This window comes from Ruegeria sp. AL7 (assembly GCF_056536105.1).
The window spans coordinates 923,946-948,553 of record NZ_JBQFJF010000001.1 but is presented as its reverse complement, the minus strand read 5'-3'; the positions used below and the strand labels follow the sequence as shown (position 1 = coordinate 948,553).

At 56.5% G+C, this 24,608-nt stretch carries 28 protein-coding genes and 1 tRNA gene; 13 read left to right on the top strand and 16 right to left on the bottom strand.

What is annotated here, in order from left to right:
• Positions 1 to 15: 15 nt before the first annotated feature.
• The 3 genes from ACR3E2_RS04760 to ACR3E2_RS04750 all read left to right on the top strand — a co-directional run bounded on the left by ACR3E2_RS04760 (position 16) and on the right by ACR3E2_RS04750 (position 2,342).
• Entirely contained in the window at positions 16 to 1,017 is a 1,002-nt protein-coding gene (locus ACR3E2_RS04760) for an NADPH:quinone oxidoreductase family protein (RefSeq protein ID WP_480480947.1), read from the top strand.
• 123 nt (positions 1,018 to 1,140) lie between these two features.
• On the top strand, positions 1,141 to 1,590 hold the full coding sequence (aroQ, locus tag ACR3E2_RS04755; RefSeq protein ID WP_480480949.1) for a type II 3-dehydroquinate dehydratase: 450 nt from the start codon (positions 1,141 to 1,143) through the stop codon (positions 1,588 to 1,590).
• The gene (locus ACR3E2_RS04750; protein WP_480480951.1) at positions 1,587 to 2,342 is read left to right on the top strand and encodes an autoinducer binding domain-containing protein; all 756 of its coding nucleotides are present in this window, start codon (positions 1,587 to 1,589) and stop codon (positions 2,340 to 2,342) included. The genes aroQ and ACR3E2_RS04750 overlap by 4 nt, the downstream gene beginning before the upstream one ends.
• A 354-nt stretch (positions 2,343 to 2,696) precedes the next feature.
• Here the strand turns inward: ACR3E2_RS04750 and tsf are convergent, their stop codons facing one another.
• From tsf to ACR3E2_RS04725, 5 genes are all read right to left on the bottom strand, one after another.
• Entirely contained in the window at positions 2,697 to 3,572 is an 876-nt protein-coding gene (gene tsf / locus ACR3E2_RS04745; protein WP_480480953.1) for a translation elongation factor Ts, read from the bottom strand.
• 77 nt (positions 3,573 to 3,649) lie between these two features.
• Positions 3,650 to 4,432, bottom strand: coding sequence for a 30S ribosomal protein S2 (gene rpsB, locus ACR3E2_RS04740; protein WP_209503940.1), 783 nt, complete (start codon positions 4,430 to 4,432; stop codon positions 3,650 to 3,652).
• 166 nt (positions 4,433 to 4,598) lie between these two features.
• A complete protein-coding gene (olsA, locus tag ACR3E2_RS04735; RefSeq protein WP_480480955.1) occupies positions 4,599 to 5,474 on the bottom strand; it encodes a lyso-ornithine lipid O-acyltransferase in 876 nt (291 codons plus the stop codon).
• Positions 5,440 to 6,195, bottom strand: a complete 756-nt coding sequence (gene olsB, locus ACR3E2_RS04730; RefSeq protein WP_480480957.1) for an L-ornithine N(alpha)-acyltransferase — start codon at positions 6,193 to 6,195, stop codon at positions 5,440 to 5,442. Before olsB ends, olsA begins: the two co-directional genes overlap by 35 nt.
• Positions 6,196 to 6,297: 102 nt before the next feature.
• The gene (locus ACR3E2_RS04725; RefSeq protein ID WP_267364751.1) at positions 6,298 to 6,480 is read right to left on the bottom strand and encodes a DUF3553 domain-containing protein; all 183 of its coding nucleotides are present in this window, start codon (positions 6,478 to 6,480) and stop codon (positions 6,298 to 6,300) included.
• Between the two features lie 42 nt (positions 6,481 to 6,522).
• On the opposite strand from ACR3E2_RS04725, the gene ACR3E2_RS04720 reads away from it, so the two are divergent.
• A complete protein-coding gene (locus ACR3E2_RS04720; RefSeq protein WP_480480960.1) occupies positions 6,523 to 7,119 on the top strand; it encodes a histidine phosphotransferase family protein in 597 nt (198 codons plus the stop codon).
• On the opposite strand, the gene ACR3E2_RS04715 is transcribed toward ACR3E2_RS04720, so the two are convergent.
• The 9 genes from ACR3E2_RS04715 to ACR3E2_RS04675 all read right to left on the bottom strand — a co-directional run bounded on the left by ACR3E2_RS04715 (position 7,116) and on the right by ACR3E2_RS04675 (position 14,572).
• On the bottom strand, positions 7,116 to 8,378 hold the full coding sequence (locus ACR3E2_RS04715) for a glutamate-5-semialdehyde dehydrogenase (RefSeq protein ID WP_480480962.1): 1,263 nt from the start codon (positions 8,376 to 8,378) through the stop codon (positions 7,116 to 7,118). The genes ACR3E2_RS04720 and ACR3E2_RS04715 overlap by 4 nt on opposite strands.
• A gap of 32 nt (positions 8,379 to 8,410) precedes the next feature.
• Positions 8,411 to 9,517 (bottom strand): glutamate 5-kinase, encoded by a 1,107-nt coding sequence (gene proB / locus ACR3E2_RS04710; RefSeq protein WP_209503945.1) that lies wholly within the window; start codon positions 9,515 to 9,517, stop codon positions 8,411 to 8,413.
• Entirely contained in the window at positions 9,505 to 10,539 is a 1,035-nt protein-coding gene (gene obgE, locus ACR3E2_RS04705; protein WP_480480964.1) for a GTPase ObgE, read from the bottom strand. The genes proB and obgE overlap by 13 nt, the downstream gene beginning before the upstream one ends.
• A 37-nt stretch (positions 10,540 to 10,576) precedes the next feature.
• Positions 10,577 to 11,113, bottom strand: a complete 537-nt coding sequence (locus ACR3E2_RS04700; RefSeq protein ID WP_480472732.1) for a GNAT family N-acetyltransferase — start codon at positions 11,111 to 11,113, stop codon at positions 10,577 to 10,579.
• Positions 11,110 to 11,718, bottom strand: coding sequence for a LysE family translocator (locus tag ACR3E2_RS04695; protein ID WP_480480966.1), 609 nt, complete (start codon positions 11,716 to 11,718; stop codon positions 11,110 to 11,112). Before ACR3E2_RS04695 ends, ACR3E2_RS04700 begins: the two co-directional genes overlap by 4 nt.
• 96 nt (positions 11,719 to 11,814) lie before the next feature.
• On the bottom strand, positions 11,815 to 12,084 hold the full coding sequence (gene rpmA, locus ACR3E2_RS04690) for a 50S ribosomal protein L27 (protein WP_050602452.1): 270 nt from the start codon (positions 12,082 to 12,084) through the stop codon (positions 11,815 to 11,817).
• Between the two features lie 11 nt (positions 12,085 to 12,095).
• Entirely contained in the window at positions 12,096 to 12,707 is a 612-nt protein-coding gene (locus ACR3E2_RS04685; protein ID WP_480480969.1) for a 50S ribosomal protein L21, read from the bottom strand.
• A gap of 219 nt (positions 12,708 to 12,926) precedes the next feature.
• Positions 12,927 to 13,730 carry a DUF2059 domain-containing protein gene (locus tag ACR3E2_RS04680; protein WP_480480971.1) on the bottom strand — a complete coding sequence of 268 codons (804 nt, stop codon included), beginning with the start codon at positions 13,728 to 13,730 and terminating at the stop codon, positions 12,927 to 12,929.
• Positions 13,730 to 14,572, bottom strand: a complete 843-nt coding sequence (locus tag ACR3E2_RS04675) for a DUF2059 domain-containing protein (RefSeq protein ID WP_480480973.1) — start codon at positions 14,570 to 14,572, stop codon at positions 13,730 to 13,732. The genes ACR3E2_RS04680 and ACR3E2_RS04675 overlap by 1 nt, the downstream gene beginning before the upstream one ends.
• Positions 14,573 to 14,695: 123 nt before the next feature.
• Here ACR3E2_RS04675 and ACR3E2_RS04670 point away from each other — a divergent pair.
• From ACR3E2_RS04670 to ACR3E2_RS04630, 9 genes are all read left to right on the top strand, one after another.
• Positions 14,696 to 14,785 (top strand) — tRNA-Ser (locus tag ACR3E2_RS04670).
• Between the two features lie 248 nt (positions 14,786 to 15,033).
• The gene (locus ACR3E2_RS04665) at positions 15,034 to 15,588 is read left to right on the top strand and encodes a hypothetical protein (protein WP_480480975.1); all 555 of its coding nucleotides are present in this window, start codon (positions 15,034 to 15,036) and stop codon (positions 15,586 to 15,588) included.
• Positions 15,589 to 15,797: 209 nt separating this feature from the next.
• Complete coding sequence (locus ACR3E2_RS04660; protein ID WP_480480977.1) at positions 15,798 to 16,826, top strand: alcohol dehydrogenase catalytic domain-containing protein; 1,029 nt, start codon at positions 15,798 to 15,800, stop codon at positions 16,824 to 16,826.
• 75 nt (positions 16,827 to 16,901) lie between these two features.
• The gene (locus ACR3E2_RS04655; protein ID WP_480480979.1) at positions 16,902 to 17,777 is read left to right on the top strand and encodes a branched-chain amino acid ABC transporter permease; all 876 of its coding nucleotides are present in this window, start codon (positions 16,902 to 16,904) and stop codon (positions 17,775 to 17,777) included.
• 3 nt (positions 17,778 to 17,780) lie between these two features.
• Positions 17,781 to 18,878, top strand: coding sequence for a branched-chain amino acid ABC transporter permease (locus ACR3E2_RS04650; RefSeq protein ID WP_480480981.1), 1,098 nt, complete (start codon positions 17,781 to 17,783; stop codon positions 18,876 to 18,878).
• The gene (locus ACR3E2_RS04645; RefSeq protein WP_480480983.1) at positions 18,875 to 19,639 is read left to right on the top strand and encodes an ABC transporter ATP-binding protein; all 765 of its coding nucleotides are present in this window, start codon (positions 18,875 to 18,877) and stop codon (positions 19,637 to 19,639) included. Before ACR3E2_RS04650 ends, ACR3E2_RS04645 begins: the two co-directional genes overlap by 4 nt.
• A complete protein-coding gene (locus tag ACR3E2_RS04640) occupies positions 19,636 to 20,409 on the top strand; it encodes an ABC transporter ATP-binding protein (protein WP_480480985.1) in 774 nt (257 codons plus the stop codon). Before ACR3E2_RS04645 ends, ACR3E2_RS04640 begins: the two co-directional genes overlap by 4 nt.
• Positions 20,410 to 20,414: 5 nt before the next feature.
• Complete coding sequence (locus ACR3E2_RS04635) at positions 20,415 to 22,301, top strand: AMP-dependent synthetase/ligase (protein WP_480480987.1); 1,887 nt, start codon at positions 20,415 to 20,417, stop codon at positions 22,299 to 22,301.
• Between the two features lie 25 nt (positions 22,302 to 22,326).
• On the top strand, positions 22,327 to 23,487 hold the full coding sequence (locus ACR3E2_RS04630; RefSeq protein ID WP_480480990.1) for an ABC transporter substrate-binding protein: 1,161 nt from the start codon (positions 22,327 to 22,329) through the stop codon (positions 23,485 to 23,487).
• A gap of 68 nt (positions 23,488 to 23,555) precedes the next feature.
• Here the strand turns inward: ACR3E2_RS04630 and rpsI are convergent, their stop codons facing one another.
• Complete coding sequence (gene rpsI / locus ACR3E2_RS04625) at positions 23,556 to 24,041, bottom strand: 30S ribosomal protein S9 (protein WP_209503959.1); 486 nt, start codon at positions 24,039 to 24,041, stop codon at positions 23,556 to 23,558.
• A gap of 6 nt (positions 24,042 to 24,047) precedes the next feature.
• Positions 24,048 to 24,506, bottom strand: coding sequence for a 50S ribosomal protein L13 (gene rplM, locus ACR3E2_RS04620; protein WP_209503960.1), 459 nt, complete (start codon positions 24,504 to 24,506; stop codon positions 24,048 to 24,050).
• Positions 24,507 to 24,608: the final 102 nt, after the last annotated feature.

Below are 24,608 nucleotides of genomic sequence, written 5' to 3'. Positions count from 1 at the left end.
CAGAACAGAGGCGGTATGCAAGCATTACTCAGCGTCGCACCGGGCGGTCCCGAAACCCTGGAGCTTACGACCCTACCCGACCCGAAGCCGGGCAAAGGTCAGCTTTTGATCGGTGTGAAAGCAGCGGGCGTGAATTTTCCGGACACGTTGATTATCCGCGATCTGTACCAGATGAAGCCGCCACGGCCCTTTGCTCCGGGCGGTGAAATTGCGGGTGAAGTTCTGGCTGTGGGCGAAGGCGTCAATGGATTTAAGCCAGGCGACCGTGTTTTGGCCCTAACCGGGCATGGTGGGTTTTCGACCCATGTCACGCTCAAGGCGGACACTGCAATCCGAATTCCTGATGCGATGCCCTATGAAGATGCCGCCTGTTTCATTTTCACCTACGGCACGTCCTACCACGCGTTGAAGGATCGGGCGGAGATTCAACCCGGTGAAACCCTGTTGGTACTGGGTGCCGCCGGAGGTGTGGGGTCAGCCGCCATTGAACTGGGCAAAGCCATGGGTGCCAGGGTGATCGCAGCCGTTTCATCACCGGAAAAGGCCGAATTCTGCCGCCAGATTGGCGCTGATGACGTGGTGATTTACCCGCGCGACATGGACAAGGAAGCACAAAAAGCCTTCTCAGCCGAAGTTAAGAAACTTGCCGGTCCTGACGGCGTAGACATCGTCTACGACGCTGTTGGCGGTACGCTGGCCGAACCGTCCCTGCGCAGCATGGCCTGGAAAGGTCGTTACCTTGTCGTCGGTTTTCCAGCGGGCATTCCGCGGATTCCCTTGAATCTGGCCCTTTTGAAAGGATGTCAGATCGTTGGTGTGTTTTGGGGCGCGTCAGTTTTCCGCGACCCAATCGACCATGCTGACAACGTCAAGAACCTGTTCGATCTTTACACAGCCGGCAAAATCAAACCGCGAATTAGCGCGCGGTTCCCGCTTGCCCGCGCGCACGAGGCGCTTGAACAATTGTCGCAACGTTCCGTTCTGGGAAAAATCGTTGTCACCATGGCGGAAAGTTGAAGCCGGGAATAAAACAGCGACCCGCTTCGTACACCGGTTTTTCGACTGTACTCGATCCGGCAAAGGCAGGTAGACAACCCAACCTTTAGGCGTCTATGTACCATTAATGGGGATCGTGAAGACATGCACAACGTTTTGGTATTGAATGGCCCAAACCTCAACCTGCTTGGCACACGGCAGCCCGAGGTTTACGGCAGCACCACTCTGAAGATGATCGAGGAGGAGTGCCAGCGCCATGGCGCGTCCATTGGCCTTGAAGTCTCGCATCTGCAATCCAACCATGAGGGTGTGTTAATTGATGCGATCCACGGCGCACGCGGTGTGCAGGATGGCCTTGTGATCAATGCGGGGGCGTTCACACACACGTCGGTTGCGCTGATGGACGCCATCGCGTCAGTTGAACTGCCGGTTGTCGAAGTTCACCTATCCAACATCCATGCAAGGGAAGCATTCCGTCACAAGTCCTATATTGCGCCTGTTGCTCTGGGTCAGATCTGTGGCTTTGGCGCCCAAAGCTATGTTCTTGCTCTGGACGCGCTGGCCGCGCATTTGAAAGCAGGTGGCACGGCATGACCCTCAGGGAATATCTGCGGTTTGTCAGCTATGCCAAGACCCTGGAAGACCTGTGGGATGCGCATTGCCGACAGATGGCGGAATTCGGGTTCGATCGTCTTATCTACGGCCACACGCAATACAGGACGGCAACCTCATTGGGTGATCCAGAGGACTTTGTCATTCTGACTAACCATAACCGTGCCTATGTGGATGGCTTCATCAAGGACGGTTTGTATTTTCACGCCCCCATGTTGAAATGGGCGCTGGACAATGAAGGTGCCGCCAGCTGGAAAATGTTGCTGGACATGCATTCTCGCGGGTCGATGACCGATAAAGAGCGTGAGGTTTTCGAGTTCAACAAGTCCATGGGCGTCGTTTCTGGTTACACCATCAGTTTCAACTCGGTCTCTGTGCGCTCGAAAGGGGCGATTTCCCTATCCGCCAAGGAAGGGATGAGCCAGGAAGACATTGACGCGATCTGGCAAGAGCATGGTGAAGACATTCTTTTGATGAACAACGTTGCGCATCTGAAGATCCTGACATTGCCTTTCAACCCACCGAACCGGGCCCTGACAAAGCGTCAGCGCGAGGCGTTGCAATGGGTTGGTGACGGAAAAACCACGCAGGACATAGCCTTGCTGATGGGCCTGACAGCGGCAACTGTCGAAAAGCATCTTCGACTCGCCCGTGAGGCGTTGTCGGTTGAAACGACGGCTCAGGCTGTTTTGAAGGCATCTTTGCATAATCAGATGTTCATTATGGAAGTTTAGGAGTGTTTTTATGACGCCATCCCGCGTCAGTTTACCCTAGGTAAGGAAATCACTACTTTTCAAATCTAACCTAAAAGTTGCAAAGTGAGAGTGTTCCGTGAGTGGTGGCTTTAGCCAGGGAACATTCGGTTGGATCTTTGCGATTTCAAAGCTCTCCAATCACTCTGACAAGGGGGCGCCTATTCGTCCGCGTACCTGTGTCGGAATTTTGGGGGGCCTCGACCATCCCCATCATGCGGGGCCCTCCAATCCTTCACTTCTTTGCCAATTCTCTGATGTGCCACCAACAAAAAAGGGCTACGCGACGCGTAACCCTTTCACTTTGTTCAGCAAGGCCCCTGTCGGAGCCTTTCTTTAGCCCTGAGCAGCTTTTGCGACTTCGGCAGCGAAGTCTTCTTTTTCCACAACGATGCCTTCGCCAACTTCCAGGCGAACAAAGCCGGTGATGGTTGCGCCGGCTTCTTTTGCAGCGGCTTCAACGGTCAGATCAGGGTTCACAACGAATTGCTGGCTCAGCAATGTCGATTCGGCGACGAATTTTTTCATGCGACCTTCGATCATCTTTTCGATCACCTGCTCCGGCTTGCCGGATTCGCGGGCGATGTCCATCTGAACCTGCTTTTCCTTCTCGACAATTGCCGGGTCCATGTCGGCCTCGGATAGGGCAGCCGGGTTCACAGCGGCGATGTGCATCGCAACCTGCTTGCCGATAGCTTCATCACCACCCGACAGTGCAACCAGCACACCGATTTTGCCCATGCCGCTGGTCGCAGCGTTGTGCACATAAGACACAACTGTTTCACCTGACAGTTTGGCCATGCGGCGCACCGACATGTTTTCGCCAATGGTGGCGATCTTGTCGGTCAGCGTGTCGGCAACGCTTTTTCCGCCCAGATCAGCGGCCAGCAGTGCTTCGATGTCGTCCACACCTTCAGCAGCGTTTGCAATCTTGCTGACCATTTCCTGGAACTCAGCGTTTTTCGCAACGAAATCGGTTTCCGAGTTCACTTCGACAGCAACACCGTTGCCACCGTTGACGTGAACAGCAACCAGACCTTCTGCTGCGGTACGGCCTGATTTCTTGGCCGCTTTGGCCAGGCCTTTGGTACGCAGCCAGTCAACGGCGTCGTCCATGTTGCCGCCGGTTTCGGTCAGCGCTTTTTTTGCGTCCATCATGCCTGCGCCGGTCGAGTCGCGCAGTTCTTTAACCATTGCTGCTGTGATTGCCATCTTTTGGCTCTCCTCAATTCAAACGGAATTGGGGCAGGTCATACCCTGCCCCATATGTCATTTACGTGACGGGCAGCTTACGCTTCGGCAGGGGCTTCTGCGGCTTCTTCCGCAAGAGCTTCTTCAACCGGAGCTTCTTCGAATGCGCCCAGATCAACGCCTGCTGCGCCCATCTGCGCGGTCATACCGTCCAGAGCGGCGCGTGCGGCCAGATCACAGTACAGAGCGATTGCGCGTGCCGCGTCGTCGTTGCCGGGAATGATGTAGTCAACGCCATCGGGCGAGCAGTTGGTGTCGACTACAGCCACAACCGGGATACCCAGTTTGTTGGCTTCTGCGATGGCCAGTGCTTCTTTCTTGACGTCGATGACGAACAGCAGGTCCGGAACGCCGCCCATTTCGCGGATACCACCCAGCGACGCCTGAAGTTTGCCTTGGTCACGTTCCATGCCCAGACGCTCTTTCTTGGTCAGGCCTTCTGCGCCCGATTCCATGGCTTCGTCGATCTGGTTCAGACGGTTGATCGACTGGGAAACGGTTTTCCAGTTGGTCAGCGTGCCGCCCAGCCAGCGGTGGTTCATGTAGTACTGAGCCGACTTTTCAGCCGCTTCAGCGATCGGGCCAGCTGCCTGGCGCTTAGTACCAACGAACAGAATGCGGCCACCTTTTGCGACGGTGTCACGAACAGCCTGCAGAGCCTGATCCAGCATCGGAACGGTCTGGGTCAGGTCCATGATGTGGATGCCATTGCGCGAGCCGTAGATGAACGGGCCCATGCGGGGGTTCCAACGCTGTGTCTGGTGACCAAAGTGAACGCCAGCTTCCAGCAGCTGACGCATGGTGAACTCGGGAAGAGCCATGCAATTTTCCTTTTCCGGTTTACGCCTGGGCGGGGGTGAAAGAAGCGGACGCTCCAACCGGCGGTCTTGATGAGGATGTCTCCCTCAAAAAGGCCAAACCCCGCCTGCGGGTTTGAATGGCGCGCGTATAAGGCAGGTTTGCGCGCTACGCAAGGGCCAATCGCCCCTATTTTTCAAGCTGCGCCAATGCGTGCGCATGCCTGACGGCGTCTTCACAATGGGCGGCCAGAGCCTTGCGGTTTTCAAAGTCGCTGACCCGCGCTGGCGCATGATATATTAGTTCAACAGTTCCTTGCCGACGTGCGCCAAGGGTCTTCAGCAAATGCGGCCCGAACTCCATATCCCCCCACCAGCCATAAAAGCGTTCTGGCTGGCCTTTGGGCGCGTGAAACACCACAGAAACGGGTTGGATATACATGAAATCACGCAACTCATCTGCAAAGAACGCGGCGAAAAGCGTTGTTTTGAAAGGTAAAATGCGAAGCCCGTCGGTTGAGGTGCCTTCGGGGAAAAACAACAGTTTGTGACCCACTTTCAGGCGGGTTTCAAACAGCTTGGTTTGTTCCTTGGCTTTCTTGCGATCCCGTTCGATGAACAGCGTCCCGGTCGCACGGGCCAGCCAGCCGATACCGGGCCATTTGGCAACTTCTGCCTTGGAGACAAAATAGACCCGCTTGCGCGCGTTCAGAGCAAAGATATCCAGCCAGGACGTGTGGTTTGCCACCACCGCCCCCCTCTCTTTCATCAGCGCGCCTGATGTGCGGAACCCGATGCCAAGAATTCGAAACGCGTTGCGGCAGACAAACTGTGTGATGAACGGCGTCACAGGTCGCCGGACGCCGAAAATCGGATACTCGATCAGGCGAACGGCCAGAAGGATGATCAGGCCACCAAAGACAAGGGCCGCCAGCGGGACTCCGCGCAGAATGACCAGAACCCATCCGGTAACGCCCAGCTCGATCGGATCGGGCGCGTCTTCACTATTCCAGAGCGGGTCGTTCACAGCGTCACGCCCCGCCATAAATTCGACGCTGCCGTTCATTCATGCGCGTCGTGTCGAGGATCAGGCACACATCCGTTGTGTTGAAGGTGTGGTCGATAAAGGCGCCCTCGCCCACGAAACCACCCAAGCGAAGGTAGGCTTTGATCAATGCTGGCACCTGAACCATGGCGGCGCGGCGGTCCAAAGCCTCTGGTTTCACAAGGTCCATCGACTGAAAAACATCGGGCTGCGCCCGTACGCGCAACTCTGGCGGAGCCAGATGGTTGTGGTGAAGCATCGACAAGGGCTGCGCCAATGTGGCCACGTCTGTTCCGTGAAAACTCGCAACGCCGAACAGCACCTCAATGTCACGTTCCGCTACATAAGCGGCCAAACCGTTCCACAGGTGGTACATTGCCGTACCCCCACGGTAGTCGGGGTGCAGGCACGACCGTCCCAACTCCAGCAGTTTGCGCCCACTGTTCTTGAGAACGGTCAGGTCATATTCATCTTCGGAATAGAATTGTCCCAGTTCCGCAGCACGTTCGCCCGGTAACATCCTGTAGACGCCAATAATTTCGCCGGTGTGATCATCATAGGCCAACATATGATCGAAATACGGGTCGAAACGGTCTTTCTCGAGGCCAGCATCGTGATCAACCATCTCTCCGCCGCCCCCCAACTCACGCACGAAGACGTCATAGCGCAGGCGTTGAGCTGCTTGCAGGTCGGCTTCGGTCTCGGCCAGTTTTACGGTGAAAGAAGGGCCAGTATCCGGCATATGGGGTGATCCGTGTTCTTTTGGCTGCTGATACCGCAGTTTTTCAGCCAAAGGCAACAAGCCCCGCTTCGGTCAGCGTTGTTAACCTTTCCTAAACCACTTTCACAGATCAAAGACCGGCATCAGGGCGATGCGCGTTCCGTCGATCACCACTTTTCCCTGCTCGCGAAAGTTCACGGTGATCTTGCCTGCAATGTTGGACTGAACCTGTCCGACGCCCCATTCGGGAAAATCCGGGTGGCGGACAAACATGCCCGGTGCAAGTATAGCATTCATGTCTGTCATAGGGGCCTCCGGGACGTGCGGCAGATACAGTCGGAGGTACGCATGGGCGAGAGCAACGTCAACCTGGCCGAATTGATCGGTTCGCGGATTTGCCATGATCTGATCAGCCCGATCGGCGCGATCACCAACGGGCTTGAGCTGTTGGATATGGTGGGCGCCGTACAGGGCCCCGAGATGGAACTGATCTCGGGCAGTGTCGGAAGTGCCGGGGCACGTATACGCTTTTTCCGCGTTGCCTTTGGCTCGGCCAGTGATCAGCCGCTTGGTCGGACCGAAGTAACCGAACTGCTGAAAGATATCGAGCGTGCCGGGCGGATACGGGTCAACTGGAACCTGACCGGGCCTGTGCCGCGTAATCAGGTCAAACTGGCCTTTCTGGCGCTTATGTGCTGCGAAAGTGCCATGCCGCTGGGCGGCGCAGTCGAGATCGTCAATCAGGGCAACAATTGGATAGTGACCGGGGTTGCAGACCGGTTGAATGTCGATAGTGATCTTTGGAAGAACGTCGTGACAGGTCGGTTTCCCACCAAGATCACGCCCGCGCACGTTCAGTTCGCGTTGTTGCCTGAAACGGCAGCTGCGATGGGCCGGCGGATTGCCGTTGAAACCTCGGCAACCCGCGTGTCACTTCGGTTTTAAGCCCGGATCGTTCCGTTCCCGCGCACGAGATATTTGAAACTGGTCAATTGCGCCGCCCCAACCGGTCCGCGCGCGTGCATCTTGCCCGTCGCGATTCCGATTTCTGCCCCCATGCCAAACTCGCCACCATCCGCAAACTGAGTCGAGGCATTGTGCATCAGGATTGCGCTGTCCAGACGCTCAAAGAAACGGGCCGCAGCCGTGTCTTTCTCGGTCATGATGCAATCGGTGTGGTTCGAGCCGTATTGCTGAATATGAGCAATCGCGGCATCAATATCGGCAACGGGCTTCGCCGCGATCACGCTGTCGAGGAACTCTTTTCCCCAGTCTTCCGCCGTAGCAGCAACTGTACCCTCCCCAGCGAGGACACCGTCGGCGTGAACCTCGACGCCTGACTGGACCAGTGCCGCAACCACGTCACGCCCCAGTGTGTCGGCGATATCCTGATGAACCAGCAAGCATTCAGCGGCTCCGCAAATACCAGTGCGGCGAGTCTTGGCATTCAGTACCACTTCCAGCGTTTTCTGCGGATCAGCAGCCTTGTCGATGTAAATGTGCACGATGCCTTCGAGATGGGCAAAGACCGGCACACGGGCCTCTCGTTGTACAAGGCCCACCAGTCCCTTGCCTCCGCGTGGAACGATGACGTCGACATAGTCGGTCAGCGTCAGCAGCTCCTGCACCGCGGCGCGGTCGCGTGTGGGCACAAGTTGAATGGCGTCTTCAGGCAGGTTCGCGGCCTTCAGCCCTTCGACCAGACAGGCATGGATCGCGGTTGAGGAATGAAAGCTTTCGGATCCGCCACGCAGGATTACCGCATTGCCCGATTTCAGGCACAGCGCCCCGGCATCCGCAGTCACGTTGGGTCGGCTTTCGTAGATCACGCCAATAACCCCCAACGGTGTCCGGACGCGCTGGATGTTAAGGCCCGTGGGCATATTCCACTCAGACAGAACCTCACCCACCGGGTCGGCCTGCTCCGCGACGGTTCTCAGTCCGTCCACCATGCCCTGAACACGCGCCTCATCAAGCATCAGGCGATCCATCATTGCGGAGCTCAGTCCCTTGTCGCGGCCGAATTCCAGATCTTTTTGATTGGCTTCGATGATCCGTGCCCGATTGGCCCAAACCGCATCTGCGGCTGCAATCAGCGCCGCGTGCTTTCGTTCAGCTGTTGCGAAAGCCAGTTCACGCGAAGCGGCTTTGGCACGTTTCCCAAGATCTTCCATCAGAGCAGGAATGCTGTTGAAGTCTTTCATATCGCGTGCCTTTCAGATCATCTTATTGAAGGTTAAAGGGCCAGGTCGTCCCGGTGGATCAGGGCTGCGCGACCGGGATAGCCCAGCGTCGCTTCAATCTCAGAAGACTTACGCCCCTTGATCGCATCGGCTTCCTGCGCCGTATACCGGCTGATCCCCTGAGCCAGACGGCGGGATTCCAGATCAAGGACGGCGACAGGATCGCCACGACCGAAATCTCCGGTCACTTCCACAATCCCGGCAGGGAGCAGGCTTTTGCCATTGGCCAGTGCCTTGGCCGCCCCCTCGTCCACGGTAATTTCACCCCGAGGTTTCATCGCCGAAATCCAGCGTTTGCGGGCTGCATGTGGATCCAATGTCGCGGTAAACCATGTGGAATTGGCACCGTTTTCGAGCGTTTTCAGAGGGTTCAGAACCGACCCTTCGGTAATCGCCATGGCGCAACCGCCCGCGGTTGCCATCTTGGCCGCCAATAGTTTTGTCTTCATCCCGCCTTTCGACAGGCCCGAGCCCGCATCACCGGCCATGGCTTCAATCTCGGGTGTGATCCTGTCGATTGTCTCGAAGCGCTTCGCCGAAGTGTCTTCCTTAGGATTGCCCGAATAGAAGCCATCCACATCCGACAGCAGAATCAGTTGGTCGGCCCCTACTGTCACGGCGATTTGCGCGGCCAGACGGTCATTGTCGCCATACCGGATTTCGTCCGTTGCAACCGTGTCGTTTTCATTGACGATCGGAACGACGCCCAACCCAAGCAGAGTTTCCAAGGTTGCGCGTGAGTTCAGATACCTGCGGCGATCTTCGCTGTCTTCAAGCGTCACCAGAACCTGCGCCGTGGTGATCCCATGGGGTGCCAACGCTTCTTCATAAGCGCGTGCAAGCCGGATTTGCCCAACCGCAGCAGCTGCCTGTGACTGTTCCAAGGGCAGTGCCGCCATCGGCAGGCCCAGAACGCCGCGACCCAGTGCAATCGAACCGGACGAAACAAGGATTACATCTTTCCCCTGCCCCTTGAGCCAGGAAACATCCTGCGCCAACGACAGCAGCCAGTCAGACCGCAGCAGGCCGGTGTCGCGATCAACCAGCAAAGCCGACCCGATTTTTACCACCAAACGGCGTGCCGAGGTCAGGGTTGCCAAGGCTGTGCCTCCTCAGCGGGTTTCTGACGCACACGGTTGTCGTCAATCTGGCTGCGCAGCGCCCGCAGAACTTCGGTTACACCCAGATGTGCCACACCGGACATGGTCATGACGGGGCCGCCCACGGCCTCCTCAAGCTCTGCGACGGCATGGGCACGTTCTTCGTCATCGAGCGCGTCGATCTTGTTCAAAACAGTGATCCGGGGCTTCTCAGCCAGTTCACCGCCATAGGCTTCTAGCTCGTGAATGATCGTGCGGTAATCATCGGCGACCGTCGCAGAGGTGCCGTCGACCAGATGCAACAACACGGCACAGCGTTCCACGTGACCCAGAAAACGGTCACCAATGCCACGGCCTTCATGAGCGCCTTCGATCAGGCCCGGGATATCGGCCACAACAAATTCGACGTTGTCCACGCCGACAACGCCAAGATTGGGGTGCAGCGTGGTAAACGGATAGTCGGCAATCTTGGGCCGCGCATTCGACGTGGCCGCCAGAAAGGTCGACTTGCCTGCATTCGGCATACCCAAAAGACCCACATCGGCGATCAGCTTGAGCCGCAGCCAGATTGTGCGGTCAATCCCCGCCTGCCCCGAATTGGCGCGGCGCGGGGCCTGATTGGTGGCAGATTTGAAATGCAGGTTGCCAAAGCCGCCATTGCCGCCCTTGGCCAGCAGAACGCGTTGCCCGACTTCGGTCAGGTCGCAGATGACGGTTTCTTCGTCTTCGTCCAGGATTTCAGTCCCAACCGGAACACGCAGAACGATATCGTCCCCATCCTTGCCGGTGCGTTGCTGCCCCCGGCCCGGTTGCCCGTTTTTGGCGAAGAAGTGTTGCTGATAGCGGAAGTCGATCAGGGTGTTCAGCCCATCCACAACTTCGGCCCAGACAGACCCGCCTTTGCCGCCGTCCCCGCCATCGGGGCCGCCGTATTCGATAAACTTTTCGCGTCTGAAGCTGACGCAGCCGCTACCGCCGGCCCCGGACCGGATGTAGACCTTTGCGAGATCGAGAAATTTCATGTGTGTCCCCTACTGCAAAGGCCCCATCGGCCACAAGTCAGAGTTTTTTACTGTATGTCCAGGTGGGCACATTCGCATCGCGCGCCACCGAATAGCTTTCCGCATCGCCCAGATACTGGAACCCGCAATGGGTCAGGACCCGGGCCGAGGCCGGATTATCCTGAAACACACTGGCAAACATCGTCGCGTTTTCCAGCGGGTTGGCGTTAACAAGCGCTTCCACAGCCATCGAGGCAATGCCCGTGTTCCAATAGATCGGCGCGACCCAATAGCCGACTTCAGACTGATTCCGATCGAGCCGTTTCAGCGAAATCACACCGATCAGTTCCGGGCCACCGTCCTTGGTGGCATCCATGACCCAGACGTCCTCGTCCCGGTTGTCAGCCATCGAACGGGTTACAAAGGCTTCGATCGAACCGGGGGCCAGTGGATGTGCAATACTGGTGGTCATCCGCGCCACGCGCTCATCACCTGCATAATGCTCGATAAGGCCCATATCTGACCGGCGCAGGGGGCGCAGGTCGAAACGCTCGGTTTCAATGACCGGCTGATTTATTATTGTCTCAAGCTTCATTGGTGTGTTCCTCCTCCGAACAACACGAATAGTACGGACGCGACCGTAAGACCCGCCAACGTCCACATCAGATATTTTTCCGCCGGGCGACCTTCAACCGCATGCGCGATTCTATCCCCCGCAAAAGTCCAGATCGGGTGCAAAACAATCTGGCAGATCAACAAACTAAGAGCGATCGTGAGCGTTGCGTCAAAGCTGGACGTCCCCGCCGCGACAAAGCCCGTAAAACCTGCAACAATCATGGCCCAGGCTTTTGGATTCAGCGGATGCACGATCAACCCTGCCCAGAATCCCGGAACATCACCAACCGCAGTTTCGCGCGACAGTCGCAAATTCGCGATCTTCCACGCCAGCCAGCAAATATATGCAGCCGAAGCATATTTCAGCGCCGCAAAGACCGTCGGAACCTGTTCCGCCAGTTCCAGCAGACCAAAGCCCACGGGCCAGATAATCAGCTGCTTACCAAGCACGACACCGGCCACAAAAGGCAATGCGGCGCGAAACCCATAGCGCGCACCCGTTCCCAGCAGGACCATGTTGGCCGGCCCTGGCGTGCCAACCTGAGAGGCGGCAAATATCAGGAAACTGGTGGTTGCGACTGTCATTGGTTCTTTCGATCACGACTGCGTTAAAACGAGAAAGGGGACCGGCACTTTGTGCCGGTCCCCCATGAATTTTTCTTAAACCTTCTGGGTCTCGGCTTACTCTGCGGCCTCCGCCACTGGCAGGACCGAAATAAAGGTGCGGTTTTTAAGTCCCTTGTGGAACTTCACGGCGCCATCGACAGTTGCAAAGATGGTGTGATCTTTGCCAATGCCTACGCCTTCACCCGGCCAGAACTTGGTGCCGCGCTGACGCACGATGATGTTGCCTGCGATAGCGGCCTGGCCACCATACAGTTTTACGCCAAGGCGACGACCAGCTGAGTCGCGACCGTTACGGGAGGAACCGCCAGCTTTTTTATGTGCCATTCTCTCTCTCCTTAGCCTTTAGCCAATTCTTTGGCTTGCTCAACCCATTCGGGTTTCACTTTGACCGTTTCGATAGCAGCAATCTGCTCATCCGACAAGGCGGCCAGAGCGGCAAAGCTCTCGATACCGGCCTCAACCAGCTTCTTGGCGGCGGCAGGGCCGACACCGTTCAGTTGGGTCAGATCGTCAGCAGCGGCAGCAGCGGGTGCTTCAGCCTTGGCTTCGGCTTTCTTGGCAGGCTTTGCAGCGGGTGCCGCCTCGCCAGCCGGAGCGGAACCGGTTGCAGCTTTGATGCCCGATTTGTCGGCGCCCGACGCAAGAATGTCGGTGATTTTGACCAGTGTCAGTTTCTGACGGTGGCCAACGGTACGCTTCGAGCTGTGCTTACGACGGCGTTTGACGAACTTGATGACCTTGTCACCTTTGATCTGTTCGATCACTTCGGCCTGAACGCCTGCGCCTGCAACGAAAGGTGCGCCAACGACCGGAGCGTCACCGCCCAGCATCAGAACATCGTTGAATTGAACTTTTTCACCTGCGTCGGCAGCCAGTTTTTCAACGCGGAGGATATCGCCCGCCTGAACCTTGTACTGCTTGCCGCCAGTCTTGAGGACCGCAAACATGCGTCTTTCCTTTTCTAACCCGCGTTCTGTGGTCCCCGGTTGGGTGTTTTGGCCCCAAGAAACTTGAAAGCCACCTCGAACAGCGCGCCCTTTTCGGGCTGTGTGAATGGCCCCTGACAACGTCATGAGGGCCAAATAATAACGATACCCGGCGCGGAAAACCGGCCGGGATGCGCGCTTATCCATAGATTACAGGTAAAAGTCAACACCAAAGCGGTGTCAAAGATCGGACGCCCTCAGCGCCTGTGCAACCGCCTGCCCCAGGCGATAGGAAATATCATTGAACATGCGATCAAAGCCGTCAAACACGGCGTCATTCAGGGCCTGTCCCGTCTCGGTTCTGGAAAACGCGATATTTTCGCGCATCTGAGCCTCGTCCAACGGGCGGTAGGCCATAAGAAGAAACGAGAAAAGCCACTCTTCGGTGTCCTCGGCCCGGCTGTCTTTCTGCAACAAAAGCTCTGCCAGCAGTTCCTGATCATCGGTCCGCGCATCAATATCAAGTCCCTGAAAGAAGCTGTAGTCAGACGTCAATGCCCCCTGAACATTCTTTTCGATCAGGTCATTTGCCTCGATATATTCCTTGACCAAAGCAAACTGAGCGGTGCTGCGTTCTGCGGATTTGTAGGCTTCTCGGGCCATGTCTTCGATTGCCTGATCCGACAGGGCGCGCCGGGCCGAGTTTTCCAGTGTTACGATGGTCTGGCCAAGATCGCTTTCAAAAAACAAGATGGCCTGATCAAGCTGAACATCGGACAAACCATCTTTGAAGGCGTTCGTCATGTGTTGCCGCATCCAAAGTGGATCGTAGATACGATTGACCTGCGACTCGAAAAAAGCGCCGCCCTTGTTGTCCAAAAAAGTATCGTCAAGAGTCTCGCGGTGGCCCTGCCCCTCGTGAACAAGGATTTCCATCACCTGTGTCAGACGCATGGCTTTTGCCAATCGATCGACTTTTCCATCGGCATAAAGCGGCAGTGCCCAACACAAGGCGACCACAAATGCCAGAATAGCGCGCTGCATCAAATGTCCTGTGCCGGGTGCAATTCGGCCATCCGCGCCGCCAGAACCTCGAACCTCATGGCCATGATCTCATATTGGATGGCGTTCAACAGCTCGTAGACTTCCTGCATCAGCGGCTGTTCCAGCGCGTCAACATAAGTATCCACATCAGCGTCGGAAAAATCCTGATAGGTGTAGGCCGCACCCGCCAGATTAGAAAGTTGCAGTGACTGACGCATTGCCGGTTCATTTCGCTTGATCAATTCACGCAGTTCATCTCCGTTCAGCTGCAACTCGATGACGCCCGATGCGCTGGCCGCCAGCAGGAAGCGCACCTGAATTTCCTGCAAGGCACGCAACGCCGTACCTGTGGAATCGATCGCCGTGTTCATGCGTTTAAAACTTTCGACCCGTTTCGATCCGCTTTTGATCAGGTCAGAGATGATCCTTTGGCCTGCCAATTGCTTGACGTCATCGTCTTCTTGCATGTGTGAGGCATTTTCGGCCTCGACCAGACGCTGCCCCAGATCAGACGCGTAAAACTCCACCGCGTGTAAAAGGGCCTCGTCGCTTAGGGTCTGCTCCAAAATGGACACCGCGGTGTCGTGCATTGCACCGACTTCAAAAACCTCGTCCGTCAAACGAGACCAGTCCGAACCGAACCCCTCGGGGTCGACACCCAACATCTGCGGCGCGGACCGTGAACTCAGGGCGATGCTTTCAAGAGCTACGTCAAAGCCCGTTGTGATCAGAAAAGCCTCAATCCGATCCCGGTTCGCTGCGGAAAGCTCAGGAGGAACCAGAACGAGTGCCAGAAACGAGGCGAGAAACCAAAAGGCGATGCGGCGTGCAAACTGTGTCATACCTTTCAGAGTAGGTGTTTTGCGCTGGCAGGCAACGGAAAATCCCGGCAATCACGATTTCCGGAATTTTCTGCTTGCGCCCCCGTTCGTTCCTGACTAAATCCCCCCCTCACAGACCCCCGCGGAGAGGTGCCGGAGTGGTCGAACGGGGCGGTCTCGAAAACCGTTGTGGGTGCAAGCCCACCCAGGGTTCGAATCCCTGTCTCTCCGCCACATTCCCAATATCGAAGGCCGTCAGAAAACGTCTTCCGGTCTGATTTGGGTTCTCAACAAATTGCAAGTGGTCCGCTGTAAGAAACTATAGTGGCCTGGGTCACCCGGCGTGTTCTTGCCGTGAAATCTGGTGCAATCAGCGTAGCACGGCCCAAACCTGTATTCTGCTGAGAATTCACAGGAATTCCCCTTTGTATATCCGCTACATTTAACGCATCCCGGCGACACATTTTCCAAAGGAGACACACATGTCGCGTATTCTCATCCTCCTCATCATCGCCGCTGTCGGTGTTGGTGGTTACTACTATCTCAACCAGTCCGAACAAACCCCGGCTGAACAAGTGCAATCCGCAACGCAGGAGGCGGGCGATGCAGTGGCTGATGCCGCGTCAACCGCTCAGGAAGCTGCGTCTGATGCGCTGGAAGGTGCAACAGAACAGTCCAGCGAGGCAGCTTCATCCTTGACCGAACAGGCGCAGGAAGCCGCATCGTCGGTTGCCGACCAAGCCAGTGAGGCAGCTTCGTCTGTTGCGGAACAAGCATCCGAGGCAGCACAGCAAGCCGGTGATCAGGTGGCGGCGCTGGCGGGTCAGGGACAGGAATTGCTGAGCTCCTGGATTCAGGAAGGCAAGCTGGACCCCACCAATTTCGACTATGAAGGTATCATGAGCTCGATTCAGGACAGCACATTGGCCACGGATCTGAAAGAACAGGCGATCAAGATTGTAAATGACATTAAAGAGTCGCCTGAAACCATCGCCTTGAAGATTCAGGAACTGACCGCGCTGTTGACGCAGCAGTAACAAAGAAGGGGCCGGTTGCCAGTTTCCGGCCCCTACCCCGCACGCCAATTTTCCAGTCGTGCCCTTACGTTATCGTTTCTCTGAATTGACCCAGTGTTCGGCTTTTGATTGGCTGCCCCGACAACACATCCTCACCCCGAGGTCGCCCGTTGGCAATCTCCTGTTTAAGGGGGTGTGCGCATTGAACAAGCCATCTTGAGGATGATCCCATGACTGACCTGCCCCAAACAATGAAAGCTGCCATCCTGAAACACGGCGGGTACTCGGCCACTTCGACCGGACCGGTTATCGAGGATGCAGCAGACTGGCTTGAAGCAGCAGAGCTGCCCGTTCCCAATCCCGGCCCCGGTCAGGTTTTGATCCGCCTGCGCGCGTCGTCGGTCAATCCATCCGACCTCCACTTCATCAAGGGTGAATACGGTCAGCCGCGCGTCAAAGGTGCCGCGGCCGGTTTCGAAGGCTGTGGCGACGTCGTTGCAACCGGAAAAGGTGCCGAGGCGCTGAAGGGACAGCGTGTCGCTTTCGTGGCCGCAGGTTCCGGTGCCTGGGCGGAATACATCGTGACGCAGATGCAAATGTGTATTCCCTTGCGTCCGGATATTTCAGATGATGACGGGGCCGCGCAAATCGTCAACCCTCTCACCGCGATGGCGATGGTGGATATGGCAAGGGAAGACGGCGATGCATTTGTGATATCCGCAGCGTCCAGTCAACTGGGAAAACTGATGTGCAGCCTCGGGCGTGATCTGGGGTTGAAACCCATCGCGCTGGTGCGCCGGGCCGAGACAGTCGATATGCTGAAAAGTCTTGGAGCAGCCGAAGTGCTTGTGACGTCCGATCCTGAAATCGTCGAGAAGTTTGCCGCGATAAGCGCCACGCTGAAACCTCGGGTCTTCCTTGATGCGTTGACGGATCAACTGTCCGAGAAACTGTTCTGCACCATGCCCAACCGGGCGCGCTGGGTCAGCTACGGCAAACTTTCGACCGAAGCGCCAACGCTTTCTCAGACCGGCCAGCTGATCTTCATGGGCAAACGGATCGAAGGTTTCTGGCTGACGCACTGGATGATGTCGACGCCGCCCGCTGACCAGATGCGGGTTGTGGCCGAAGTTCAGGCCCGCTTTGCCGATGGTCGCTGGAAAACGGATGTTTCCGAACATCTTACACTCGAAAATCTTGTGTCGAATCTTGCCGATGCGCTGAAAAAGAGTGACGGAAAGGTGATTATCACCCCATAGTAGAACTCACCTGCGTTACCGGAGGATACACGCGGGCGGACGAAGACGCTGGAAAACCGGTGGAGGGAGGACAGTGTGGATAACGCGCAGCTGCTGATTAGCGGGCTGGCGAACGGGTGTGTCTACGGCCTGATCGCGCTTGGCTTTGTACTGATCTACAAGGCTACCGAAGCGGTGAACTTTGCGCAGGGCGATATCATGATGCTGGGCGCATTTGTGACCATCGGCCTGACAAATACCGAACACATGGGGTTGCCGTTCTGGCTCGCTCTGCCGGTATCATTGGGAATCATGGGCGCGCTTGGTTTTCTTCTGGATCGCCTGATCATTCGCCGCTTGTTCGGTGAAAGCCAGACCGCCGTTGTCATACTGACCATTGCTTTGGGCTTTGTGATCCGTTTCATTGCCGGTCTGATCTGGGGGCACGAGCCGCAAACGCTGCAAAACCCGCTTGCGGGCAAAGAAGTGCGCATGGGCGGTCTTGTACTGGGGATGGAGGATGTCGCGATAATCGTTGTTACGGTGCTGCTGACATGGGCACTCTATGTTTTCTTCAGCCGCACCAAGCTGGGTCTGGCGATGCAGGGCGCCTCGCAAAACCAGCTGGCAGCTTATTACATGGGCATTCCCGTCAGGCGTGTTCAGGGATGGGTCTGGGCTTTGGCCGGAGGCGTTGCAGGAATTGCCGGAATTCTCTTTGCTGCAAAAGGGGCTGTGGATCCGACAACAGGATTGCTGGGCATCAAGGCGTTTGCCGCCGCCGTTATCGGCGGGTTCGGCAGTTTGCCGGGTGCATTGGCCGGAGGGCTGATTGTCGGCATTATCGAACCCTTCGCCAGCCGGTACATTGCGGCAGGTTACAGCCAGGTCGCACCATACGCTTTGCTGCTTGCCGTCCTGATCTTCCGGCCAAACGGGCTGTTCAGTCAGGTCCGGGTCAAGAAGGTCTGAGCCATGCGGATCGTTTTCAAAACCGACTACATACAGGATATCCGCCCCTGGAAAGACGGGTTCCAGCTGCGCCTTTATCTGCTTCTACTGTTTGTCGTAGCGGCCGCGCCTTTCGCACTGGACGATTTCTATCTGGGTGAACTGACAAACGTTCTGATCTGGGCCATCGCCGGTCTGGGTCTGATGATCCTGACCGGACATACAGGGCAAGTCAGCCTGGGCCATGCGGCCTTTCTGGCCTTTGGCTGTTACGCCAACGTGGCCCTGATTGAGGCAGGCGTTCCTTTTCTAGTCGCGTTTCCGCTGGCCGGAATTCTGACCGGGATCGCGGGTGTTACCGTCGCGGTCCCTGCCCTGCGGCTTCACGGTATCTACCTGGCGATCTTTACCATGGCGCTGTCCATCCTGATGGATGACATCATCGTTCTGTCCGAGCCGATCACTGGTGGTGTCGCGGGTAAATATATCGGCGGGGTCGAGATCTTTGGCCTTACGGTTGATCGCTGGGGGACGCCTGATCTTTTTTACTGGCTGGTTCTGTTCGTCACCGTTCTGGTCACGTTGGGATATATAAACCTGCTGCGGGCCCCATTGGGTCGCAGCTTCATCGCCGTGCGCGACTCCGAGGTTTCGGCGCAGGCGATGGGTATAGATATCGCGCGAACAAAGATGATTTCATTCGCCCTGTCCTGTGCGGTTACAGGTTGGGCCGGCGCGTTGATGGGTCTGTTTGCTGGTGCGTTTAACAATGAAACCTTCAGCGTCCTGATCTCGATCCAATTGCTGATGATGATTGTTATTGGCGGGCTGGGCTCGATCCATGGCGCGTTTCTGGGCGCGATTGTCATCGGGTTCTTGCCGCAGTTTCTATCGATTTCAAAGGAATATGTCGGCGCGATCATCGGCGGAAACACCGTTGCCATTCCGGGGCTGGAGTTCGGCATCTTTGGCATGATCCTGATCGGCTTCATCCTTTTCGAACCCATGGGCATCTATGGCCGCTGGCTGAAAATCCGCACCTGGTTCGAACTGTTTCCCTTCTATCGCAAGGACATGTTCAAACGGCAGAAATCCTATCTCAAGACGGAGCGTCTGAGATGAGCTTGCTGGAATTTGAAAACGTTACCCTGAAATTTGGTGGTCTGACGGCCGTGGACAATTTGTCCTTCGAGGTTCAGAAGGGCGAAGTTTTTGCCATAGTCGGGCCGAATGGCGCGGGCAAATCGACGGTCTTCAACCTGATCTCGCGCTTTTACGAACCGTTTTCAGGGTCGATTAGGTTTGATGGTCACGATCTGCTTCAGGTCAAACCGTCTGGCGTGGCGGCCTTTGGTGTGGCGAGAACCTTCCAGAACATCGAGCTCTTCGAACACGCAACTGTCCTGCAAAACCTTTTGGTCGGACGACACAGGCATCGGACTACGAACCTGATTTCAGAACTTTTGTTCACCCCTGCAGTTCGACGGCAAGAGCTGGAGAACCGGGAAAAAGTTGAAAAAATCATCGATTTCCTCGACCTGCAGGCTTATCGCGACAAGATGATTTCAGGGCTGCCTTACGGCGTGCGCAAAGTGGTCGAAGTGGCACGTGCCCTGGCGACTGATCCCAAGCTACTGTTGCTGGATGAACCGGCGTCGGGGCTGTCGGTGGAAGAGACGACCGATATGCGCTGGTGGATCGACGATATCCGGCGGCAAATGGGAATTACCGTGCTGATGGTCGAACACGACATGGGATTGGTATCAGGCGTGTCCGACCGGGTCCTGGCCATGGCAGATGGGGCAAAGCTGGCCCTCGGGCCACCTGCAGACGTGCAATCGCATCCGGCCGTGATCGAGGCATATCTGGGGAAAGCCTCATGAACGCTCCGATCTTGCAAGTTCGCAATATCGAAAGTTTCTACGGTCCGATCATGGCCATTCGGGGCGTTTCTCTGGATGTGCACGAAGGAAAAATCGTGTCGATCCTTGGCGCAAACGGCGCAGGCAAAACCACTTTGATGAAAACCATATCTGGAGTGATGGACCCGGAAAAGGGAACGATTACCTTTGACGGCGGTGACATCCAGGGCTGGGAGCCGCACAAGGTTGTCCAGCGCGGGGTGGTCCACATCCCGGAAGGGCGCGAAGTGTTTCCTCTGTTAACGGTTGATGAAAACCTAAGCCTCGGCGCCTACACCCGCAAAGACAAAGACCAGATCGAACAGGATCGTGAGCTGGTTTTTCGTTATTTTCCGGTTCTGAAAAGCCGTCGGTCGCAAGAGGCCGGAACCCTTTCGGGTGGGCAGCAACAGATGCTGGCCATAGGGCGCGGATTGATGGCCAGACCTCGTATCATGTTGCTGGATGAGCCGTCTTTGGGCCTGTCCCCTCTGCTGGTGCAAGAGATCTTCGGCATTCTCAAGCGCTTGAACGAAGAGCAGAATATGACGATGTTGCTGGTTGAACAGAATGCCAATGCGGCGCTGGAACTGGCGCATCACGGCTATGTCATGGAGGTGGGTCGCATCGTCATGGACGGGGCCGCGGACGCGCTTTTGCGATCCGACGATATCCAAAGCTTTTATCTTGGAAAACAGGAAGAAGGCGCGCGCGAAAGCCGCCGCTGGAAGCGGAAAAAGACGTGGAGGTAAAACGGATGGACGCCACGCCCCTACCCCCTCAGGTCGTGATAAACGGCGTTCAGTTCAACGCAACAACGGGTCAGCGACCGGTACGAGTTGATGGCTGCATCACCATTGCCGAGTTGTTCCAAAGCCGATGTGCCGAACTGGGCAGCCGAACGGCGCATCGCGAAAAAGACCTGGGTATCTGGAAATCCTATTCCTGGGCCGATTACTGGCAGCATGCCAAATGGATCGGGCTGGCCTTGCGCAAGCTGGGACTGGAACGCGGCGATGTGGTTTCAATCCTGTCCGAAGATCGCAAGGAATGGGCTTGGCTCGACATGGGTATTCAGGGTGTTGGCGGTATCGCTTCCGGCGTCTACACCACGGATTCCGCCAGTCAGTTGCAGTATCTGATCAACGACAGCGGCAGCCGGTTTCTGATTGTCGAGGACGAAGAACATCTGGACAAGTTTCTGGGAATTGAGACCGAGGTTCCCGATCTGATCAAGGTAATCATCCTTGAGGACGAAGGATTGCATGACCTGAACCATCCGCGCTGCATGATGATCGACGAGCTGTTCGCCTTGGGCCAAAAGGCAGAACTGGCCGAGCCCGGGCGCTTCGAAGCGGAAATTGCATTGGCCAAACCGCAGGACACTGCCTTGCTGGTCTATACGTCGGGAACAACGGGTCAGCCGAAAGGCGCAATGCTTAGCCATGAAAATATTCTGGCGGCCATCGAATCCGCGGCACGGGCGCTGCCAGCGCTGCCCAGCGATGAACAGCTGTGTCTCCTGCCTCTGTGTCACATTCTGGAACGTAATGTCTCGGTCTATTTTCCTTTGGCGGCCCGCTGCACTGTCAATTTTGCCGAAAGCCCTGAAACTGTTTTTGCAAACCTTCAGGAGGTTTCGCCGACAACCTTCACAGCGGTGCCAAGGGTTTGGGAAAAGATCTACTCACATGTCCAGATCCTAACACAGGAAGCCACGCCTTTGGGGCGGCTGGCATTCGGTTTGGCATTGAAAGCTGGTGCGCGCCGTGCCGGATATCTGAGCGCAGGCCAACCAGTTCCATCCGGCGTCGCCACCAGATTCTGGTTCTGGGATCAGCTGGTTTTGAAAAACCTGCGCCGGATGCTGGGTCTGGATAAACTGCGACGAGGCGGAACAGGTGCCGCCCCAATCTCGACTGATCTGCTGAAATGGTACTGGTCCATCGGCGTGCCGTTGGTGGAAGGGTTCGGGATGACCGAAACTTCGGGCCTTGCCACGCTCAACACCACAGACAGCAATAAGATCGGAACCATAGGCAAAGCCGTCGAAGGGTGCGACATCCGCATCTCGGACGATGGTGAAATCCAACTGAAGGGCCTGAACATTTTTCAGGGATACTGGCGCAACAACGCGAAGACGGCAGAAACCTTCACCGCCGATGGCTGGCTGCGTACCGGGGATATGGGGTCAATAGATGAGGATGGCTATGTCACCATCACGGGCCGCCTGAAGGATATCATTATCACCGCGGGGGGTAAGAACGTCACCCCAGCCGAGATCGAAAGCCGCCTTAAGTTCAGTCACTATGTCGCGGACGCAATCCTCATCGGGGACAGGCGTAAATTTCTGACGGCACTGATTATGATTGATCAGGAAAATGTCGAAAAATACGCGCAGGGCCATAAAATCCCCTTCTCGAATTTCGCCTCGCTATGCGCAGCACCGGAAATCAGGCAGTTGATCAGTTCAGAAATTGCCGCTGTGAATGCAGAGTTTGCGCGGGTCGAGCAGATCAAGGATTTCCGTCTGATTGACGTCCTGCTGACCGCTGAAGACGACGAGCTTACAGCCACGATGAAGCTGAAGCGCGGACTGGTCGAAAAGAAACACGGGCATCTGATCGAAGACATGTACACTTGACCAAAAGATTAACGGGAGGAAAGAGATGAAGAAATTACGTAACAGGCTGGCGGCTGCATCACTGCTGACAGCATCGGCAACACTTGGTTGGGCGCAAACACAGGGCGTGACCGATGATGAGATTGTCATTGGTTCTGTCAACGACCTGAGCGGGATTTTTGCCGCGGTTGGTGTTCCGGCAACCAAAGGTGCAAATGTCGTCTTTGATCGGGTGAATGCGGCTGGCGGCGTGCACGGGCGCAAAATTCGTTACGTGGTCGAAGACAACGGCTATCAGATGCCGCGAGCCATGCAGGGCTATAACAAACTGCTGAATCGCGACAAAGTATTCGCCATGCTGCAATCGCTTGGCACGCCGATGAACATGGCAGGGTTCAAGCTGTTGGATCCCAAAGGCATTCCCAACGTAGCGCCTCTTACAGCTGCGCGTCAGATGTTGCAGGAACCCATGCGGAACAAGTTCACCTCCTTCTCGACCTATTTCGATCAGGCGCGCGTTGGCGTGAACTATCTGGCAGGCGAGTTTGGCTCAAAGACGGTCTGCACCATGTACCTGCCGACAGATTTTGGTGAGGAAATTCTAGAAGGCAGCAAGGCCGGAGCCGAAGAGGCCGGGATCACTTTTGGATCAGAAACCACCCATAAACCGGATGAAACGGACTTTGTCGGATCGCTGAGCAAGCTCAAGGAAGAGGGTTGCGATATCGTCACCATGGCGCTTGGGGTGCGGCAGGCAATCACCGTCGTGGGCACCGCAAAGAAAATGGGCCTGACTGATATGAAATTTCTCGGCACCTCGGCCAGTTTCCTAACGGTCGTGGCGCAGGTGCCCGGTGGCGTGACTGATGGATTCTACGCGGCAGCTTCGTGGCAGGATCTTTGGGCGCGTGCGGATCAACCTGCCCCGGCCGCATTTATCGAGGAATACAAGGCAGCCACAGGCGAAGATCCGGTCGGATTTGCCATGCTGGGTTATTCGGCGGCTGAAATGATGGTTAAGGCGTTGGAGGCCGCAGGCCCTGATCTGACGCAGGACAGTTTCATCGCAGCGATGGAAACGCTGGATTATCAGGACGATCTGGTTGGCAACCACATCACCTATGGTCCTGAGGATCATCAGGGCGCGGATACTGTGTTCGTCAACGTTGTTGAAAACGGTGCGTGGAAACTCGTTCACGAAGAATGAATCCCTGACCCGCGCAAAGCAAAAGGGCTCGCAAGTGCGAGCCCTTTCTTTTTGGTATTCCCGGCGAATTAACGCTTCGAGAACTGGAACGAACGGCGGGCTTTGCGCTTACCGAATTTCTTACGTTCCACAACGCGGCTGTCGCGGGTCAGGAAGCCAGCGGCTTTCAGTGCGCCACGCAGGTTCGGATCATAGAGTTGCAGCGCTTTCGAGATGCCGTGCTTAACCGCACCGGCCTGACCGGTCAGGCCACCGCCTTTGACGGTTGCAACAACGTCGAATTCACCTTCTACGCCGGCAACCTGGAACGGCTGGCGCAGGATCAGCTGCAGAACGGGGCGTGCAAAATAGACGTCCTGATCTTTGCCGTTCACGGTGACCTTGCCGGAACCCGGCTTGATCCAGACGCGGGCAACAGCGTCTTTACGCTTGCCAGTGGCATAGGAACGGCCCAGCTCGTCACGTACGGGTTCACGCACGATGACTTCTTCGGCCACGGTTTCAACGCCTGCGACGGCGCTCAGCTCTTCGAGAGTATTGATCTGATCAACCATCGGTCATTAGCTCCGGGTGTTTTTCTTGTTCATGGACTTGACGTCCAGAACTTCGGGGGCCTGGGCCTCGTGCGGGTGCTCGGCACCGGCATAGATACGCAGGTTGGTCATCTGCTGGCGCGACAGGCGGTTGCCTGGCAGCATGCGCTTGACGGCCTGGAAGACCACGCGCTCGGGGTGCGCACCTTCCAAAATCTGCTGTTTGGTGCGCGACTTGATGCCGCCCGGGTGGCCAGTGTGCCAGTAGAAGTTTTCTTCGCGCTTCTTGCCGGTCATCTGGATTTTGTCAGCGTTGATCACGATGACGTTGTCGCCCATGTCCATGTTCGGGGTGAACGACGCTTTGTGCTTGCCACGCAGGCGCATGGCGACGATCGAAGCAAGACGGCCCAGAACAACGCCTTCGGCGTCGATCAGGATCCACTTCTTGTCGATGTCTGCAGGTGTTGCAGAAAAGGTTTTCATGGCAGGATAGTCCTGTTTGATGTGAAAGACCGCCCCAGCGGAGCGGCCCGAATTCGATGGACGGGTTTTATGAGGTGCCTGCACGCAGGTCAAGCAACACTT

Coding starts and splice junctions, on each gene's coding strand:
- ACR3E2_RS04760 (WP_480480947.1), top strand. CDS start 16: ATGCAAGCATTACTCAGCGTCGCACCGGGCGGTCCCGAAACCCTGGAG.
- aroQ (WP_480480949.1), top strand. CDS start 1,141: ATGCACAACGTTTTGGTATTGAATGGCCCAAACCTCAACCTGCTTGGC.
- ACR3E2_RS04750 (WP_480480951.1), top strand. CDS start 1,587: ATGACCCTCAGGGAATATCTGCGGTTTGTCAGCTATGCCAAGACCCTG.
- tsf (WP_480480953.1), bottom strand. CDS start 3,572: ATGGCAATCACAGCAGCAATGGTTAAAGAACTGCGCGACTCGACCGGC.
- rpsB (WP_209503940.1), bottom strand. CDS start 4,432: ATGGCTCTTCCCGAGTTCACCATGCGTCAGCTGCTGGAAGCTGGCGTT.
- olsA (WP_480480955.1), bottom strand. CDS start 5,474: ATGAACGGCAGCGTCGAATTTATGGCGGGGCGTGACGCTGTGAACGAC.
- olsB (WP_480480957.1), bottom strand. CDS start 6,195: ATGCCGGATACTGGCCCTTCTTTCACCGTAAAACTGGCCGAGACCGAA.
- ACR3E2_RS04725 (WP_267364751.1), bottom strand. CDS start 6,480: ATGACAGACATGAATGCTATACTTGCACCGGGCATGTTTGTCCGCCAC.
- ACR3E2_RS04720 (WP_480480960.1), top strand. CDS start 6,523: ATGGGCGAGAGCAACGTCAACCTGGCCGAATTGATCGGTTCGCGGATT.
- ACR3E2_RS04715 (WP_480480962.1), bottom strand. CDS start 8,378: ATGAAAGACTTCAACAGCATTCCTGCTCTGATGGAAGATCTTGGGAAA.
- obgE (WP_480480964.1), bottom strand. CDS start 10,539: ATGAAATTTCTCGATCTCGCAAAGGTCTACATCCGGTCCGGGGCCGGC.
- ACR3E2_RS04700 (WP_480472732.1), bottom strand. CDS start 11,113: ATGAAGCTTGAGACAATAATAAATCAGCCGGTCATTGAAACCGAGCGT.
- ACR3E2_RS04695 (WP_480480966.1), bottom strand. CDS start 11,718: ATGACAGTCGCAACCACCAGTTTCCTGATATTTGCCGCCTCTCAGGTT.
- rpmA (WP_050602452.1), bottom strand. CDS start 12,084: ATGGCACATAAAAAAGCTGGCGGTTCCTCCCGTAACGGTCGCGACTCA.
- ACR3E2_RS04685 (WP_480480969.1), bottom strand. CDS start 12,707: ATGTTTGCGGTCCTCAAGACTGGCGGCAAGCAGTACAAGGTTCAGGCG.
- ACR3E2_RS04680 (WP_480480971.1), bottom strand. CDS start 13,730: ATGCAGCGCGCTATTCTGGCATTTGTGGTCGCCTTGTGTTGGGCACTG.
- ACR3E2_RS04675 (WP_480480973.1), bottom strand. CDS start 14,572: ATGACACAGTTTGCACGCCGCATCGCCTTTTGGTTTCTCGCCTCGTTT.
- ACR3E2_RS04665 (WP_480480975.1), top strand. CDS start 15,034: ATGTCGCGTATTCTCATCCTCCTCATCATCGCCGCTGTCGGTGTTGGT.
- ACR3E2_RS04660 (WP_480480977.1), top strand. CDS start 15,798: ATGACTGACCTGCCCCAAACAATGAAAGCTGCCATCCTGAAACACGGC.
- ACR3E2_RS04650 (WP_480480981.1), top strand. CDS start 17,781: ATGCGGATCGTTTTCAAAACCGACTACATACAGGATATCCGCCCCTGG.
- ACR3E2_RS04645 (WP_480480983.1), top strand. CDS start 18,875: ATGAGCTTGCTGGAATTTGAAAACGTTACCCTGAAATTTGGTGGTCTG.
- ACR3E2_RS04640 (WP_480480985.1), top strand. CDS start 19,636: ATGAACGCTCCGATCTTGCAAGTTCGCAATATCGAAAGTTTCTACGGT.
- ACR3E2_RS04635 (WP_480480987.1), top strand. CDS start 20,415: ATGGACGCCACGCCCCTACCCCCTCAGGTCGTGATAAACGGCGTTCAG.
- ACR3E2_RS04630 (WP_480480990.1), top strand. CDS start 22,327: ATGAAGAAATTACGTAACAGGCTGGCGGCTGCATCACTGCTGACAGCA.
- rpsI (WP_209503959.1), bottom strand. CDS start 24,041: ATGGTTGATCAGATCAATACTCTCGAAGAGCTGAGCGCCGTCGCAGGC.
- rplM (WP_209503960.1), bottom strand. CDS start 24,506: ATGAAAACCTTTTCTGCAACACCTGCAGACATCGACAAGAAGTGGATC.